Genomic DNA, 15397 nt, shown 5'->3' with positions numbered 1-15397 from the left:
TCGTTCTACGCGGCGATGCGCATCCTGCCGCGCGAGCAGCGCGAGGCGATGTTTCAGATCTACAGCTTCTGCCGGCAGGTCGACGACATCGCCGATTCCGACGGGCCGCGGCCCGAGCGGCTCAAGGCGCTGCAGCAATGGCGCGACGATATCGACGCGCTGTACCAGGGCCATCCGCCGCCGCGGCTCTCCGATTATGTCGCCTCAGTCCGCAAATTCGATCTGAAGCGCGAGGATTTTCTGGCTATCGTCGACGGCATGGAGATGGACGTGCCGCAGGATATCCGCGCCCCCGATCTGGCGACGCTCGATCTGTATTGCGACCGCGTGGCGAGCGCGGTCGGCAGGCTGTCGGTGCGGGTGTTCGGACTTCCCGAGGCCGACGGCATTCAGCTTGCGCATCATCTCGGCCGCGCGCTGCAATTGACCAATATCCTGCGCGACGTCGACGAGGATGCCGGGCTCGGCCGGCTGTATCTGCCGCGCGAAAGCCTGCTGCTTGCCGGGATCACCAGCGATGATCCGGTGAAGGTGATCGCCGACCGGGCGCTGCCCAAAGTTTGCCTGCCGCTCGCCGAGCGGGCCAGAATGCATTTCCAGAAGGCCGATGAAGTCATGAGCCGCAACAAGCGGCGCGTGGTGCGCGCGCCGAGGATCATGTCGAAATATTATCGCGCGATACTGGATCTTCTCGTCGAGCGCGGATTTGCGCCCCCTCGCACGCCGGTCCGCGTCAACAAGATGGCCCGCATCGCCATTGTTCTCCGCTACGCGATCATCTGATGCAAAACACCGTTCATATCATCGGCGCCGGAATTTCAGGGCTCTCGGCCGCCATTCGGCTGGTCAATGCCGGTTTCATGGTGCACCTCCATGAGGCCACGCAACAGGCCGGCGGCCGTTGCCGCTCCTATTTCGACGCGGCCACCAACCTGACCATCGACAACGGCAACCACCTCCTGCTTTCAGGCAACCGTCACGCGCTGGCTTACGCGCGCTCGATCGGCACCGAGGCCGGGCTGGTCGGGCCGAAGCGCGCCCAGTTTCCGTTCGTCGATCTTGCCACCGGACAGCGCTGGCAGCTGGACCTCGGCGAGAGCCGGCTGCCGCTATGGGTGTTCGACGAGTCGCGCCGGGTGCCCGATACGGGTTTGCGCGATTATCTCGCGCTGATGCCTCTGATATGGGCAGCGCAGAGCAAGCTGGTCGGCAACGCGATCCCCTGCGAGGGGACGCTGTACCAGCGTCTGGTGCAGCCGCTGTTGCTGGCGGCGCTGAACGTCGACCCGCCGGAGGGCTCGGCGGGGCTCGCGGGCGCGGTGGTGCGCGAGACCCTGCTGGCGGGCGGCCAAGCCTGCCGGCCGCTGATCGCGCGCGAGGGTTTGAGCGCGGTCCTGGTCGAGCCTGCGATCAGGCTGTTGCAGGACAAGGGCGCCAGCGTCCAGTTCGGACACGAGCTGCGCGAGTTCGGCATGTCCGCAGGACGCGTCGGCGAATTGAAATTTGGCGGCGACAGCGTCGCCATCGGGCCCGACGACGCCGTGGTCATGGCCGTTCCGCCGCGCCCGGCGGCCTCGCTGCTGCCGGGGCTGAAGACGCCGACCAAGTTCCGGGCGATCGTGAACGCCCATTTCCGCTTCGATCCGCCCAAGGACATGCCGCCGCTGCTCGGCGTCGTCGGCGGGCTGGTGGAATGGCTGTTCGCGTTCCCCCAGCGCCTGTCGGTCACCATCAGCAATGGTGACCGGCTGGTCGATATGCCGCGCGAGGAACTCGCCCAGGCGATCTGGCAGGACGTCTGCAAAGCCGGCGGCGTGCAGGGCGACCTGCCGCCCTGGCAGATCGTGCGCGAGCGCCGTGCGACTTTCGAGGCCACGCCGGAACAGAATGCGCTGCGGCCGCGTGCGGCAACGGCTTGGAAAAACCTGTTTCTCGCCGGCGACTGGACTGATACGGGGTTGCCGGCGACGATCGAGGGATCGGTGCGGTCGGGAAACCGTGCCGCCGACCTCGTGCTTGCCATGCGGCGGTCCTGATCGCCTTAAAGCCTCTTCGAGCCAAGCGGAGACCGGTTCGTGTCAAGAAATCGCGTTAATTCAAGGACATGGAACGGTTTTTGGGTGTAACTTAGCAAGGCCAATACAGGAGATGTCGAGCCTGATGCATTCCGTCGATAAGTCAGCTGGAATCGAAGCCCGCCAAGCAGCGGGTCAAGCAGCCGGGCAAGCCCTGGAGGCGAGCATCGCGTCTGCGACGCGCGCGCTGCTCGGCTACCGTCAACCGGACGGGCACTGGGTGTTCGAACTGGAAGCCGATTGCACGATCCCGGCGGAGTACGTGCTGCTTCGCCACTATCTCGGCGAGCCCGTCGACACCTTGCTCGAAGCCAAGATCGCCAATTACCTGCGCCGGGTTCAGGGCGCCCATGGCGGCTGGCCGCTGGTGCACGACGGCGATTTCGACATGAGCGCCAGCGTGAAAGCCTATTTCGCGCTGAAGATGATCGGCGATGCCCCCGATGCCCCGCACATGGTGCGCGCGCGCGAGGCGATCCGCTCGCGCGGCGGCGCCGTCCACAGCAACGTCTTCACCCGCTTCATGCTGGCGATGTTCGGGGTGATGACATGGCGCAGCGTGCCGGTATTGCCGGTCGAGATCATGCTGCTGCCGATGTGGTCGCCGTTCCATATCAACAAGATCTCGTATTGGGCGCGCACCACGATCGTGCCGCTGATGGTGTTGGCGGCGCTGAAGCCGCGCGCGAAAAACGTCAGTGGCGTCGGCATCGACGAGCTGTTCCTGCAGGCGCCGCATTCGATCGGCATGACGGCGAAGGCGCCGCATCAGAGCTGGGGCTGGTTCCTGCTCTTCCGTGGGCTGGACAGCGTGTTGCGGGCGATCGAGCCGTGGTTTCCCAGGAAATCGCGCGCGCGGGCGATCGAGGCGGCCGTGGCCTTTATCGAAGAACGGCTCAACGGCGAGGACGGGCTGGGCGCGATCTATCCGCCGATGGCCAACACGGTGATGATGTACGAGGTGCTGGGCAAGGGAGCCGAGTATCCGCCGCGCGCGATCACCCGGCGGGGGCTCGACAAGCTTCTGGTGATCGGCGAGCACGAGGCCTATTGCCAGCCCTGCGTCTCGCCGGTGTGGGACACTTCGCTGACCTGTCATGCCCTGCTCGAGGCCGGCGGCGAGGAGGCGCTGGCCCCGGCCAAACAGGGTCTCGACTGGCTGAAGCCGAAGCAGGTGCTGGACGTCAAGGGCGACTGGGCGGTGAAGCGCCCCGAGGTGCGCCCGGGCGGCTGGGCCTTCCAGTACAACAACGACTATTATCCCGACCTCGACGACACCGCGGTCGTGGTGATGGCGATGGATCGCGTCCAGCGCGCCGACCAGAGCCACGAGTACGATGCCGCGATCGCCCGCGGCCGCGAGTGGATCGAGGGCATGCAAAGCCGCGATGGTGGCTGGGCCGCCTTCGACGTCAACAATCTCGAATATTATCTCAACAACATTCCGTTCTCCGATCACGGCGCGCTGCTCGACCCGCCGACCGAGGACGTCACCGCCCGCTGCATCTCGATGCTGGCCCAGCTCGGCGAGACCGTTCAGGGCAGCAAGACGGTAGCCGACGGGATCGCCTATCTGCGCCGCACCCAGCTCGCGGAGGGATCCTGGTATGGCCGCTGGGGGCTGAACTACATCTACGGGACCTGGTCGGTATTGTGCGCGCTCAATGCCGCGGGCGTCGACCACCAGGACCCGATGATGCGCAAGGCGGTGGACTGGCTGGTTTCGATCCAGAACGAGGACGGCGGCTGGGGCGAGGATGCCACCAGCTACAAGCTCGACTACCGGGGATTCGAGGGCGCCCCGACCACCGCCTCGCAAACGGCATGGGCCTTGCTTGGTCTGATGGCGGCGGGCGAGGTTGGGCACCCGGCAGTCGCCCGTGGCGTGCAGTACTTGATAGACACACAGGGCCAAAAAGGGCTGTGGGACGAGCAGCGCTACACGGCAACGGGCTTTCCTCGGGTGTTTTATCTACGCTATCATGGGTATCCGAAGTTCTTTCCGCTCTGGGCGTTGGCGCGGTATCGGAATCTGAGGAACACCAACAGCAGGGTGGTAGGGGTCGGAATGTGAAGTTGGGGGCGAGGGACGGCAGGTCCGCGGGCGGTCGAATTGACCCGCGGCCGGTATTGATTGTGACTGGTCTTGTGCAGGAGGCCCGCATCGCGGCCGGGCCCGGCATGACCGTCGTCTGCAGCAGTAGCGATCCGCAGCAATTGCGGGCCCTGCTCACGGTGTTCGACCCCACGACGATCAGGGGCGTCATCAGCTTCGGCGTTGCCGGGGGGCTGGATCCTTCATTGAAATCGGGTGACGTCGTGGTGGCGACCGAGGTGCTGGCCGGCGACACCCGCTGGCTGGCCGGCCTGCCGCTGAACGAAGAGATGATCGCCGGCGTGGCTCTTGGACGCCGGCGCGTGGTCAGGGGCAGCCTCGCGGGGGCCGAGCAGGTGGTCGTCGCCCGGCACGTCAAGGCCGCGCTGCACTCGGAGACGGGGGCTGCCGCCGTCGACATGGAGAGCCACATCGCAGCCGCCTACGCCGCCGAAGCCGATCTTCCCTTCGCCGCGCTGCGGGTCATCGCCGACCCTGCCAGCCGCGCCCTGCCGGCGCTGGCGATGTCGGCGATCAAGCCGAACGGCGATATCGATCTGCGCAAGGTGCTGCGCGGGGTGGCGCGCAACCCGATGACGCTGCGCGCGCTGGTCTCGACCGGAATCGATTTCAACCGCGCGCTGCGCTCGTTACGCGGCTGTCGAGGCTTTCTGCTCGGCGGCGAGAGCCTCGTCGCGGCGGATCTCTGACAGGCGCTTCTGCACCTCGGCGGAGAAGATATACTGCGCCGGGCGCTGGTGATCGAGATTGATCTCGGGCGCCATCGGACCGCTGGTGCGCACGCCGCGCAGCGCCACCCACATCGCCTTCAACGGATTGTTCAGGGCTGCGTTGGCCGCGGTCGGCTCGTAGCCGCAATGCGCCATGCAGTCGGCGCACTTCTCGTACTTGCCGGTGCCGTAGGTCTCCCAGTCCGTCGTCTCCATCAGTTCCTTGAAGGTCTGGGTATAGCCCTCGCCGAGCAGGTAGCAGGGCTTCTGCCAGCCGAAAATGTTGCGCGCCGGCATGCCCCACGGGGTGCATTCGTAGTTCTGGTTGCCGGCCAGGAAGTCCAGGAACAGGCCGGAATGCATGAAGTTCCACTTCTTCCCCTTGCCGAGCGCAAACACGTCGCGGAACAGCTTCTTGGTCTTGGTGCGGTTGAGGAAGTGCTCCTGGTCGGGCGCGCGCTCATAGGCATAGCCCGGCGACATTGAAACGCCGACGCCGAGTTCGGTGGTGAAGTCGAGGAACTTGGCGATGTCTTCGGCCGCATGGCCGTCGAAGATGGTGGCGTTGACGTTGACGGTGAAGCCGCGCGCCTTGGCCGCCTTGATCGCCGAGACCGCGCGGTCGAACACGCCCTTCTGCGACACCGCCTTGTCGTGATGGTCCTTCAGGCCGTCGAGATGCACCGAGAAGAACAGATAGGGCGACGGCTCGAACAGATCGAGCTTCTTTTCCAGAAGCAGCGCGTTGGTGCACAGCGAGACGAATTTCTTGCGCGCCACGAGGCCGCGCACGATCTCGCCGATCTCCTTGTGGATCAGCGGCTCGCCGCCGGGGATCGCCACCATCGGCGCACCGCATTCGTCGGCGGCATCCCAGCATTCCTGCGCCGACATGCGGCGATTGAGGATCGCGTCTGGATAGTCGATCTTGCCGCAGCCGACGCATGCCAGATTGCAGCGAAACAGCGGCTCCAGCATCAGCACCAGCGGATAGCGTTTCCGGCCCATCAGCTTTTGCTTGATGAGATAGCCGCCGATACGCAGTTCCTTGAAGAAGGGTATTGCCATTACAGATTTCTTTCTGGACTCACGAGAAATGGATCAGCCTGCCGCCAGTTCAGCCGGAAGCCGGAATTCGATATTTTCTTCACGCCCGGGCAGCACCGACACCTTCACCGGGCCGATCCGCCGCAACGCCTCGATCACGTCATCGACCAGCACCTCGGGCGCCGAGGCGCCCGCGGTGATGCCCACGGCCCTGGCGTCCTTCAGCCAATCCGGGTTGAGCTCGCTGCCATCGGCAATGAGATAACTCGCGACGCCGACCTCGGTGCCGATTTCGCGCAGCCTGTTCGAGTTGGAACTGTTGGCGGCCCCCACCACCAGGATAACGTCCACGAGCTTACTAAGGTCCCTTACCGCAGATTGGCGGTTCTGTGTCGCATAGCAGATATCCCTTATGTCCGGGCCTTGGATATCGGTAAAACGCCCCTGGAGCGCGCCAATGATGTCCTTGGTATCGTCCACGCTGAGGGTAGTCTGGGTGATGTAGGCGACGGGGGTGTCCCGGGGCAGGGTCAGCGCCGCCACGTCGTCGACGTTTTGGACCAGCAGCACCGGGCCTGGAACCTGACCCATGGTTCCCTCGACCTCGGGGTGCCCGGCATGGCCGATCAGGACCAGCGCCCGGCCTTTCGACATATAGCGCTTGCCCTGGTTGTGGACCTTGGTCACCAGCGGGCAGGTGGCGTTGAGAACCGGCAGGCCGCGGGCGGCCGCTTCCTCCTCCACGGTCCGCGCCACGCCATGGGCGCTGAACACGGTGACGGCGAGGGGCGGCACTTCCGACAGGTCCTCGACGAAGATAGCGCCCTTATTCTTCAGGCTTTCGACCACGTATTTATTGTGGACGATCTCGTGACGCACATAGACCGGCGGGCCGTATTTCTCGAGCGCACGCTCGACGATCTCGATCGCACGCACGACGCCCGCACAAAAGCCGCGCGGCTGGGCAAGATACACTTCCATGGGACGCCCGTTACGCAAGTTGCACCAAACTCATTTCTGCATCTTCCTCCAGCCGGGATATCTGCAATCTCCGCGCCATGCCTGCTCCCGCACCGGCACGTCCCCAAGCACATGGAGGGACAGGGCTTTGTCTCAAAAAACAGCCGGTTAGGAAAGCCGGCTCTCGAACACGGCGAACCAAAAGACGGTGAGGTTAATTCCGGTATTATGGTACAGTTTCGCGGAGGGGAGGCAATAAAGCTTGAAAACCCTCACTTGTTCGTCACTTTACCGCGAGCCGAAGCGGTCTATATCAGCATCTCGGCGCTCCGGTACCCTGCAGCGCCCTCGTCCCCGCGCCTTCAGGGAAAACATTAAAAAGCAACATTAGATCGGCTTGTGGAACTCCGGTAAAGAGCGGGCGTTTCCCGGCGCGCCGTTAACATTAGAAAGCAAGAATGTGCTGACCCGTATTGTCGTATCGATTGTCAAAGCCTGCACGCGGTTTGCTTCTCTTACGGTTCTGGTCGCACTCATTCTTGCGATAGCGGCGGGCTATTATACCGCCCGGCACTTCTCCATCAACACCGACATCAACACGCTGATTTCGGCCAATCTGGACTGGCGCAAGCGCGATAATCAGTTTGGCGAGGCCTTCGATCGCGACCGGACGATTCTGGCGGTCGTGGAGGCCCCGACGCCGGAATTGACCAGCTCGGCGAGCAAGGCACTGGCGGAGAGGCTGTCGGGCGACAAGAAGAACTTCGAATCGGTTCAGCCGCTCGGCTCCGGAGAATTCTTCGAGAAAAACGGGCTGTTGTTCCTGCCCGTGGCCGAGGTCGGCCAGCTGACCGGACAGTTCGAATCGGCGGCCCCGCTGATCGAAATCATGGCTGGCGATCCCAGCATTCGCGGATTGACCGGCGCGCTGGAAACCGGGCTCGCCGGGGTCAAGCGCGGACAGGTCAAGCTCGACAGCACCGAGCGGCCTTTCACCCTGATCGCCCAGACGGTCGAGAACGTGCTGAACAAGGGTTCCGCCACGTTCTCCTGGCGCGAGCTCGTCAGCGACAAGCCGTTGCAGGATTCCGACCGGCGCGCCTTCATCGAGTTCAAGCCGGTGCTCGACTTCAACGCGCTGGAACCCGGCAAGGCGGCGACCGATGCCATCCGGCAGGCGGCGAACGATCTCAATTTCGCGGGCGAGTATGGCGCGCGGGTGAGGCTGACCGGGCCGGTTCCGATCGCCAACGAGGAATTCGCCACCGTTCAGGACGGCGCCATCAGGAACGGAATCGGCACCGTCCTCGTCGTGCTGGTCATTCTCTGGATGGCGCTGCATTCGCCGAAGATCATCTTCGCGGTGTTCGCCAATCTCTTCATCGGCCTTTCCATCACCACGGCCGCCGGGTTGATGATGGTGGGTTCGCTGAACCTGCTCTCGATCGCGTTCGCGGTTCTGTTCGTCGGACTCGGCGTGGATTTCGGCATTCAGTACAGCGTCCGCTACCGCTCGGAGCGCTTCAAGACCGACGATCTGACGGGGGCGCTGGTGCAGGCGGCCGAGCGCTCCGCGGTGCCGCTGTCGCTCGCCGCGATGGCGACGGCGGCCGGGTTCCTGTCGTTCCTGCCGACCGACTACAAGGGCATTTCGGAACTCGGCGAGATCGCCGGCGTCGGCATGCTGGTGGCCTTTACCACCAGCATCACCGTGCTGCCCGCGCTCCTGAAACTGCTCAACCCACCCGGGGAAATCGAGCCGGTCGGCTACGCGTTCCTGGCGCCGCTCGACCGTTTTCTCGAAGACCATCGCGTCGCCATCATCGTCGGCACGCTGCTGATCGCGGTCGCCGGCCTGCCGCTGCTTTACTTCCTCCGCTTCGACTTCAATCCGATCAACCTGCGCAGTCCCAAGGTCGAATCGATCGCGACCTTTCTCGATCTGAGAAAGGACCCGAACACCGGCGCCAACGCCATCAATGTGATGACGAACTCGGAAGAGGACGCGAAAAAGATCGAAGCCCGACTGGAGAAGGTGCCGGAAGTGCTCCGCGTGATGTCGCTGGACACCTTTGTGCCGCAAGACCAGCCGGCGAAACTGAAGCTGATCGCGCAAGGCGCCAGGATTCTCAATCCCGCGCTCAATCCGGACTCCATCGACGACCCGCCGTCGGACGCGGAGAATGTCGAGGCCTTGAAGGGATCGGCGGATAGCCTGCGCAAGACCGCCGGCGATGCCAAGGGGCCGGGCGCGGTGGCGTCGCGGCGGCTGGCCGATGCGCTGTCGAAGCTCGCCGATTCCAGTCAGGCCACGCGCGACAAGACCCAGGCGATTTTCGTCAACCCGTTGAAGGTGGTACTCGACCAGCTTAAGAATTTGCTGCAGGCCCAGCCGGTCAGCCTGAAGACGCTGCCGCCGGATCTGGTCAGTCAGTGGAAGACCAAGGACGGGCTGCAGCGCGTCGAGGCGCTGCCGCGCGGCGATCCCAACGACAACGATACGCTGCGCAAGTTTGCCGCCGCCGTTCTCGCCGCCGAGCCGAACGCGATCGGCGGGCCGGTCTCGATTCTCAAATCCGGCGACACCGTCGTGAAGGCCTTCATCCACGCCGGCATCACGGCGCTGCTGGTGATCGGGTTCCTGCTCTGGCTGGCGTTGCGGCGGATCACGGACGTGCTCCTGACGCTGGTGCCGCTATTGGTGGCGGGCGCGGTGACGCTGGAAATCTGCGTGCTGATCGGAATGCCGCTCAACTTCGCCAACATCGTCGCGCTGCCGCTGTTGCTCGGCGTCGGGGTCGCTTTCAAGATCTATTATGTCACGGCCTGGCGATCGGGCAGAACGAATCTGCTGCAATCGAGCCTGACGCGGGCGATCTTCTTCAGCGCGATGACGACGGCGACCGCGTTCGGAAGCCTCTGGCTGTCGAGCCACCCGGGAACCGCGAGCATGGGCAAGCTTCTGGCGCTGTCGCTCTTCACCACGCTCGCTGCCGTCCTGCTGTTCCAGCCGGCGCTAATGGGAAAACCCCGCGATGTCGGGGAGTAGACAGATATCGCCGACCTGATCGGCGGGCTGCGCCGTCGCCTGTTTCTGACCTTTGGCGGCCGGATTCACCGATCCGGTGGTCTTGGGCGCCGCGGCCGGCTTCGCGGCGGCGGCTTTGGGCGCCGCGCTTGGGGTCGTCGGTCCGCCCTTGGCCATGCTGTTGGCGGGGCTCGAGGGTATGGGAGGTGCGACACGGGTCCAGGTTTCGCCGCCGCAGAGAAAGCCCAGCACGCAGCCCTGGATCTCGAGATGGTCGGCATCGACCGGCTTGATCGTCGAACTGTAGAATTGCCCGTCCTTGGCGTTATAGACTTGGCCTTCCCACGCATCGGTGCCGGGCTTCTTCTTCATGTCGATCAGGATCGGCATCCCAAGGCTCGGCCTGTTCTGTTTTGACACATCGGGATTGTGAATATCGCGGCCGCCCGGTGTCTGTTCCCAGGCGACGGCGCCCCACATGCTGCCGTTGCATTGTGCAACCCGGATGTTGGCGACGCCATCGGCGACTTTCCAGTCGCCGGTGGGATCGACAGCGAGTGCCGGCGCAAGACCTGTCACCAAAACTATTCCTGAATATACTACTTTACGCATGATCTTTCGGGGGCAGTGCAACATTGTCTGAACCTATGCTTAAGTAGTGATCCGAACGGAGGCAAAACGCCGCATTGAGCGTTTTCGCCTGACGAATTCAGTTGACGAAATGGCCATCAACCGAAGTATGTAGCTGATGCTATATTCAAATCTAGACGTTTCCGAGATGTTTGTGGACCGCCAGGCGCAGCGCAGTTCCATGCATGCGCGCCACTTAAATGAGCAGCTGGTGCGGGTGCTCAAGACCATCGGTTACGACGTCGGTTTTCAGAAGGGGCAAGGCCAGTATCTCTATGATCGCGAGGGTGCGCGCTATCTCGACCTACTGAGCGGTTTTGGCGTTTTTGCGATTGGCCGGAACCATCCGGCGCTGCGTCAGGCCTTGAAGAGCGTGCTCGACAGCGACCTGCCCAATCTGGTGCAGCTCGACGTGTCGACTCTCGCCGGCGTGCTCGCGGAACGCCTGCTGAAATTTGTGCCTTATCTCGACAAGGTGTTTTTCGCCAATTCGGGCGCCGAATGCGTCGAGGCGGCGATCAAGTTCGCCCGCGGCGCCACCGGGCGGCCGGGCATCGTGTATTGCGCCCACGCCTTTCACGGCCTGTCCTACGGTGCGCTGTCGCTAACCGACGATCCCAATTTCCGTGCCGGCTTCGAGCCGCTGCTGCCGGGGTGCACGCCGATCCCTTTTAACGATCTCGCGGCGCTGGAGCAGGCGCTGTCGTCGCGCCAGGTCGCCGCCTTCATCGTCGAGCCGATCCAGGGCAAGGGCGTCAACATGCCTACCGACGAGTTCCTGCCGGGCGCCGCCGCGCTTTGCAGGAAATACGGCACGCTGTTCGTCGCCGACGAAATCCAGACCGGGATCGGCCGCACCGGCCGTTTCCTCGCGGTCGAGCACTGGAATGTCGAGCCCGACATGGTGCTGCTCGCCAAGGCGCTGTCGGGCGGCCATGTTCCGGTCGGGGCGCTCCTGACCCGCAAATCCATCTTCGACAAGATCTTCAACCAGATGGATCGCGCGGTCGTGCATGGCTCGACGTTTGCGAAAAATGATCTGGCGATGGCGGCCGGCATCGCCACGCTTGAGGTGATCGAGTCCGAAAAACTGATCGAGGCCGCCGCCAAGCGCGGCGCCGAGCTCCGGCTGGCGCTGACCCGGATGGTTCCCGGCTACGAATTGCTGAAGGAAGTACGCGGCAAGGGACTGATGATCGGCGTTGAGTTCGGGCCGCCGAAATCGCTGCGGCTGAAGGCGTCGTGGAGCGTGCTGGAAACCGCCAACAAGGGCTTGTTCTGCCAGCTCATCACCGTGCCGCTGTTCAAGGATCACAAGATCCTGACGCAGGTCTCCGGCCACGGCAGCCATACGATAAAACTGTTGCCGCCCCTGACCATCACCGAGGAAGACTGCAACTGGATCGAGACCGCGTTCGACACCGTGATCGCCTCCAGCCACAAGGTCCCCGGCGCGATCTGGTCGCTCGGCAAGACGCTGGTCGACAACGCGGTGCGCAAATCGGCTTGACCAGGCTCTCGTCGTCCCTGCGAAAGCTTTCGCAGGACGAGGAGAGAGATTGCGAAGACCCGCCGCATCACACGACAGTTCAAGACTCACCCCGCGCTTGTCTTCATCGCCGTCTGGAACTTGTCGCTGAACTCGGTGAGTTCGTCGGCGGCGATATCGCTCACGGCCCAGTAGTTCAGCCCGCCCTCGCTCCAGCTTCGGATATTGAATCCCTGAAACGTTTCGGTCCTCGCCGCGCGGGTCTCGCTGTTCGCGGTCTGCGCGACGAAGAGGTTGATCACGTGCAGGCGGCGGCGGTAGACGATGGCGCCGACGGGGCGGGCGTCGACATAATCGAGCCGGCCGCCGATCAGCGTGAAGCCCAGCGCGGTGAGGTCGATCACCGGCGGCGCGACGTCGAGCCTGCCGTTGAACCAGGGTTTTACGGTGTGCTGGTCGGTCGAGAGCACGTCGGTGAGATGTCCGGCCTGCAGCGAGCGCAGATGCGCCGAGACGATCTCGGAGGTGATGCGGGATTCGTCGTCGTTGCGCAGCACGATGGCGACCAGGCCGGTGGCTGCGATCGCCGAGACCGCCGATCCCATCGCAAAGCCCCGCAGCACCGCGCGCCGGCTCGGCGCCTGGGCTTGCGGCAACGCCGCCTCGATCCGCCGGCGCAGCGCCACAGGCGCGGTGTAACGCAGGTCGGCATCGGCGATCGCCTGGTGCATTTCGCTGATAGCGGCAAGTTCGGCGGTGCAGCGCGGGCAGGTGGCGATATGCGCTTCGACCTCGCGCGCGTGCCCGGCGTCGAGTTCGCCGTCGACCAGCGCGTGCAGGAGAATTTCAGCCTCGTCGCAGGTCATTTCGGTGGCTCCTGTTCCGCCATCCATGCGGAGCGCAGCATGGCGCGGGCGCGCGCGAGACGCGACATCACGGTGCCCACAGGCACGTCCGCGAGATCGGCGATCTCGCGATAGGAAAGGTTCTGGATTTCGCGCAGGACGAAGGTCTCCCGGAACGGTTCGGCCAGCGCGCTCACCAGCCGGCGGATCGTGCTGGCGTCGCGCTGGCGCAGAATGTGGGTTTCCGGCGTTTCCGGCGCCTCGCTCCACAGCGGCGTCTGCTCTTCCTTGTCGGCGACGTCTTCGATGGCGCCGGTGGGTGAACTGGCGCGCCGGGCATATTCGGCGCGGCAGACATTGCGCAGGATCGCCAGCAGCCAGGGCTTCATCGCCGGCCCGCGATAACTGTCGAAATGCTTCAGCGCCCGCAAGTAACATTCTTGCACGGCGTCCTCGGCATCGCTGGCGTCGCGCAGCAGATAGCGCGCCAGCGTGTAGACGTCGTCAAGATGCGGCAACGCCGCGTCGCGAAAGCGCCGCGCCTTCTCGGGATCGTCGTTGGCCGCGTTGACCGGCATCGCGCTTGGCCCGGCTTTCGTCGAAAACGTTGCTGCCCGGCCGGCTTCGATCCACCGGCCGGGCAGTGCTGTGATGCCTTGGTTCGTCGGGCTATTCAACCTTGATCATTCCGGTCATGTGCGGGTGCAGCGAACAAAAATACTTGTAGTCGCCGGCCGCCGTGAAGGTGAACGAAAAGCTGTTGTCGGTATCGAGCGTCTTCGACCTGAACTTTCCCGCGGAGACCACCGTGTGGGGTATGTCGTCGTGGTTGGTCCAGGTCACGGTCGTGCCGACCTTCACCGTCAGCTCCGCCGGCGCAAAGGTGAAATTGTCGATCGTCACGTTGGTCGTCGGATTGGCATCCTCGGCGTAAGCGTGGGCGCCGCCGAGACACAGGGAAATCGCCGCGGCGATGGCAAGTCTGCCAAGGCTGCGCAGGGTTACGGACATCATCTCACAACTTCCCTTTAGCCCTGCAGCGGCGTGTCGATGATCGCGAGGCGCTGATCGCCCGGCTTGAAGTTGATGCTGGCGACGCCGAGCAAGGTGCGAAGCTTGCTGTCTTCGACCTTCATCGGGCCGGGCGAGGGCGCGGTGCCCGGCGCCGGCTGCGGGAAGGCGGTCGAGCGCGCGGTGTGGAAGGTGACGTTGCCCTCGACCTTCTGCATCACCTGGTGGATGTGGCCGTTCAGCACGGTCACCGAGCCGAAGCCCTTGAGGTAATCCAGCGCGCGGGCGCCGTCCTCGGTGCCCCAGCCCCATTGCGGATACACCGTCCACAGCGGGATATGGGCGAACACCACGATCGGGGTGGATGTCGATTTTCCCTTGAGGTCGTCCTCCAGCCATGCGAGCTGCTCGGCGCCGAGATTGCCCAGCCCGCCGGCCTTGAGGTCCACCACATTGACGAGGCCGATGAAGTGGACGCCGTTGGCGTCGAACGAATACCAGCCTGCGCCCTTGGCGCCCTTGCCATAGCGCTCCTTGTAGAACTTGACTTCTTCATCGAGGAAGTCGTGCTCGCCCGGCACGTAATGCACGTCGAGCTTGGCCTGCGAGATGATGCGGTCGGCATCGTCGAACTCGGCCGCCTTCGACAGATGGCTGATATCGCCGGTGTGGATCATGAACGACGGCTTTACCGGAATCGCCTTGACCCGGTTGATGGCTTCCTCGAGCGTGCCGAGCGCGTTCGGATTGGCCGGCTTGTCGAAGCCGACATGGCTGTCGCTGATCTGCAGGAAGGTCAGCCCGGCCGGCTCGGCGGCCAGCGCGGAATCGACCAGCCCCAGCGAACGCGGCACGCCGCCGGAAATGGTCCACAGCACGCCGGTACCGGCCCAGGTCATGCATTCCAGTACCTTGCGGCGGCTGACGCCGGGCTTGTCTTCATGATGATCGTGATCGCTCATCGCCTGTTCTCCTCGGACCCTTGATTGGGTTTCCAGGGGCTTGATCGGGCGGGGGCGGGTTTATTCCCGGCCCGGCGGGATCGGCGGGCCAAATCGATGACGATTTCGTGAGGAAGAGATGGGTGGTGCACTTGCGAAACCCATCGGTTTGGCGCTGGTTTTCGGTGTTCGAGCGGGTGCGACAGGTATCGCTACGCTCCACCCATCCTTGTATTAGCGCGATCTGAAGCCTTGAGGGCCATTCACGGCCTGCTCGGCTCCTGACATACAGACGAAGAGGGCCAGCCTAAATTGACGACCACTTCCATTTCCAATGTCGCATGCTGACCTAAATGGCCTTCGGTCGGGTTACTTGCAGGTGGGAGATTGAGATGGACCATCGAACCGTGCGGATGGCGCTGGAGCGCCATTGGAATGCTTCGGATGCGAGCGATTTCGAGGTTGAACATGAAATCTACCGCGAGGATGCCGTACTTGATTATCCGCAATCGGGCGAGCGGATCCGCGGCCGGAACAACATTCAG

13 protein-coding genes and 1 pseudogene are annotated in these 15397 nt (G+C 63.9%); 7 read left to right on the top strand and 7 right to left on the bottom strand.

Going from position 1 to position 15397, the window contains the following annotated elements; all coding sequences use genetic code 11:
- The 4 genes from hpnD to QZ213_RS12265 all read left to right on the top strand — a co-directional run.
- Nucleotides 1–783, top strand: a 783-nt coding sequence (hpnD, locus tag QZ213_RS12280; protein ID WP_291686341.1) for a presqualene diphosphate synthase HpnD, incomplete at its 5' end; no start/stop codon positions are given.
- The gene (hpnE, locus tag QZ213_RS12275; RefSeq protein ID WP_291686340.1) at nt 783–2036 is read left to right on the top strand and encodes a hydroxysqualene dehydroxylase HpnE; all 1254 of its coding nucleotides are present in this window, start codon (nt 783–785) and stop codon (nt 2034–2036) included. The genes hpnD and hpnE, both read left to right, overlap by 1 nt.
- A 124-nt stretch (nt 2037–2160) precedes the next feature.
- Nucleotides 2161–4149: a squalene--hopene cyclase gene (shc, locus tag QZ213_RS12270; protein WP_291686339.1), complete on the top strand. Its 1989-nt coding sequence runs from the start codon at nt 2161–2163 to the stop codon at nt 4147–4149.
- Entirely contained in the window at nt 4146–4880 is a 735-nt protein-coding gene (locus QZ213_RS12265) for a phosphorylase (protein WP_291686338.1), read from the top strand. The genes shc and QZ213_RS12265 overlap by 4 nt, the downstream gene beginning before the upstream one ends.
- Here the strand turns inward: QZ213_RS12265 and hpnH are convergent.
- Together hpnH and ispH are read right to left on the bottom strand one after the other, a co-directional pair.
- Nucleotides 4821–5969 carry an adenosyl-hopene transferase HpnH gene (gene hpnH / locus QZ213_RS12260; RefSeq protein WP_291686337.1) on the bottom strand — a complete coding sequence of 383 codons (1149 nt, stop codon included), beginning with the start codon at nt 5967–5969 and terminating at the stop codon, nt 4821–4823. The genes QZ213_RS12265 and hpnH overlap by 60 nt on opposite strands.
- A 33-nt stretch (nt 5970–6002) precedes the next feature.
- Complete coding sequence (gene ispH, locus QZ213_RS12255) at nt 6003–6929, bottom strand: 4-hydroxy-3-methylbut-2-enyl diphosphate reductase (protein WP_291686336.1); 927 nt, start codon at nt 6927–6929, stop codon at nt 6003–6005.
- Between the two features lie 439 nt (nt 6930–7368).
- Between ispH and QZ213_RS12250 the strand changes: the two genes are divergently transcribed.
- A complete protein-coding gene (locus QZ213_RS12250; protein ID WP_291686335.1) occupies nt 7369–9957 on the top strand; it encodes an MMPL family transporter in 2589 nt (862 codons plus the stop codon).
- Here the strand turns inward: QZ213_RS12250 and QZ213_RS12245 are convergent.
- On the bottom strand, nt 9925–10548 hold the full coding sequence (locus QZ213_RS12245; protein ID WP_291686334.1) for a DUF2147 domain-containing protein: 624 nt from the start codon (nt 10546–10548) through the stop codon (nt 9925–9927). The two genes, QZ213_RS12250 and QZ213_RS12245, sit on opposite strands and share 33 nt — an antisense overlap.
- A gap of 136 nt (nt 10549–10684) precedes the next feature.
- On the opposite strand from QZ213_RS12245, the gene hpnO reads away from it, so the two are divergent.
- Nucleotides 10685–12076, top strand: coding sequence for an aminobacteriohopanetriol synthase HpnO (hpnO, locus tag QZ213_RS12240; protein ID WP_291686333.1), 1392 nt, complete (start codon nt 10685–10687; stop codon nt 12074–12076).
- A gap of 86 nt (nt 12077–12162) precedes the next feature.
- Here the strand turns inward: hpnO and QZ213_RS12235 are convergent, their stop codons facing one another.
- The 4 genes from QZ213_RS12235 to QZ213_RS12220 all read right to left on the bottom strand — a co-directional run bounded on the left by QZ213_RS12235 (nt 12163) and on the right by QZ213_RS12220 (nt 14873).
- Nucleotides 12163–12921, bottom strand: coding sequence for an anti-sigma factor (locus QZ213_RS12235; protein WP_291686332.1), 759 nt, complete (start codon nt 12919–12921; stop codon nt 12163–12165).
- A complete protein-coding gene (locus QZ213_RS12230) occupies nt 12918–13478 on the bottom strand; it encodes a sigma-70 family RNA polymerase sigma factor (RefSeq protein WP_291686331.1) in 561 nt (186 codons plus the stop codon). Before QZ213_RS12230 ends, QZ213_RS12235 begins: the two co-directional genes overlap by 4 nt.
- A gap of 91 nt (nt 13479–13569) precedes the next feature.
- The gene (locus QZ213_RS12225) at nt 13570–13914 is read right to left on the bottom strand and encodes a cupredoxin family copper-binding protein (RefSeq protein WP_291686330.1); all 345 of its coding nucleotides are present in this window, start codon (nt 13912–13914) and stop codon (nt 13570–13572) included.
- 14 nt (nt 13915–13928) lie between these two features.
- Nucleotides 13929–14873, bottom strand: a complete 945-nt coding sequence (locus QZ213_RS12220) for a metallophosphoesterase (RefSeq protein ID WP_291686329.1) — start codon at nt 14871–14873, stop codon at nt 13929–13931.
- Between the two features lie 371 nt (nt 14874–15244).
- Here QZ213_RS12220 and QZ213_RS12215 point away from each other — a divergent pair.
- A pseudogene (locus QZ213_RS12215) lies at nt 15245–15397 on the top strand (nuclear transport factor 2 family protein); the annotation flags it as partial.

Source organism: Bradyrhizobium sp., from assembly GCF_017881085.1.
Lineage (GTDB): Bacteria > Pseudomonadota > Alphaproteobacteria > Rhizobiales > Xanthobacteraceae > Bradyrhizobium.
This window is presented reverse-complemented; position numbering and strand designations above follow the sequence as displayed.

Bases quoted from the DNA above. Each gene is read 5' to 3' on its own strand.
- hpnE (WP_291686340.1), top strand. From the start codon at position 783: ATGCAAAACACCGTTCATATCATCGGCGCCGGAATTTCAGGGCTCTCG.
- shc (WP_291686339.1), top strand. From the start codon at position 2,161: ATGCATTCCGTCGATAAGTCAGCTGGAATCGAAGCCCGCCAAGCAGCG.
- hpnH (WP_291686337.1), bottom strand. From the start codon at position 5,969: ATGGCAATACCCTTCTTCAAGGAACTGCGTATCGGCGGCTATCTCATC.
- ispH (WP_291686336.1), bottom strand. From the start codon at position 6,929: ATGGAAGTGTATCTTGCCCAGCCGCGCGGCTTTTGTGCGGGCGTCGTG.
- QZ213_RS12245 (WP_291686334.1), bottom strand. From the start codon at position 10,548: ATGCGTAAAGTAGTATATTCAGGAATAGTTTTGGTGACAGGTCTTGCG.
- hpnO (WP_291686333.1), top strand. From the start codon at position 10,685: ATGCTATATTCAAATCTAGACGTTTCCGAGATGTTTGTGGACCGCCAG.
- QZ213_RS12235 (WP_291686332.1), bottom strand. From the start codon at position 12,921: ATGACCTGCGACGAGGCTGAAATTCTCCTGCACGCGCTGGTCGACGGC.
- QZ213_RS12230 (WP_291686331.1), bottom strand. From the start codon at position 13,478: ATGCCGGTCAACGCGGCCAACGACGATCCCGAGAAGGCGCGGCGCTTT.
- QZ213_RS12225 (WP_291686330.1), bottom strand. From the start codon at position 13,914: ATGATGTCCGTAACCCTGCGCAGCCTTGGCAGACTTGCCATCGCCGCG.
- QZ213_RS12220 (WP_291686329.1), bottom strand. From the start codon at position 14,873: ATGAGCGATCACGATCATCATGAAGACAAGCCCGGCGTCAGCCGCCGC.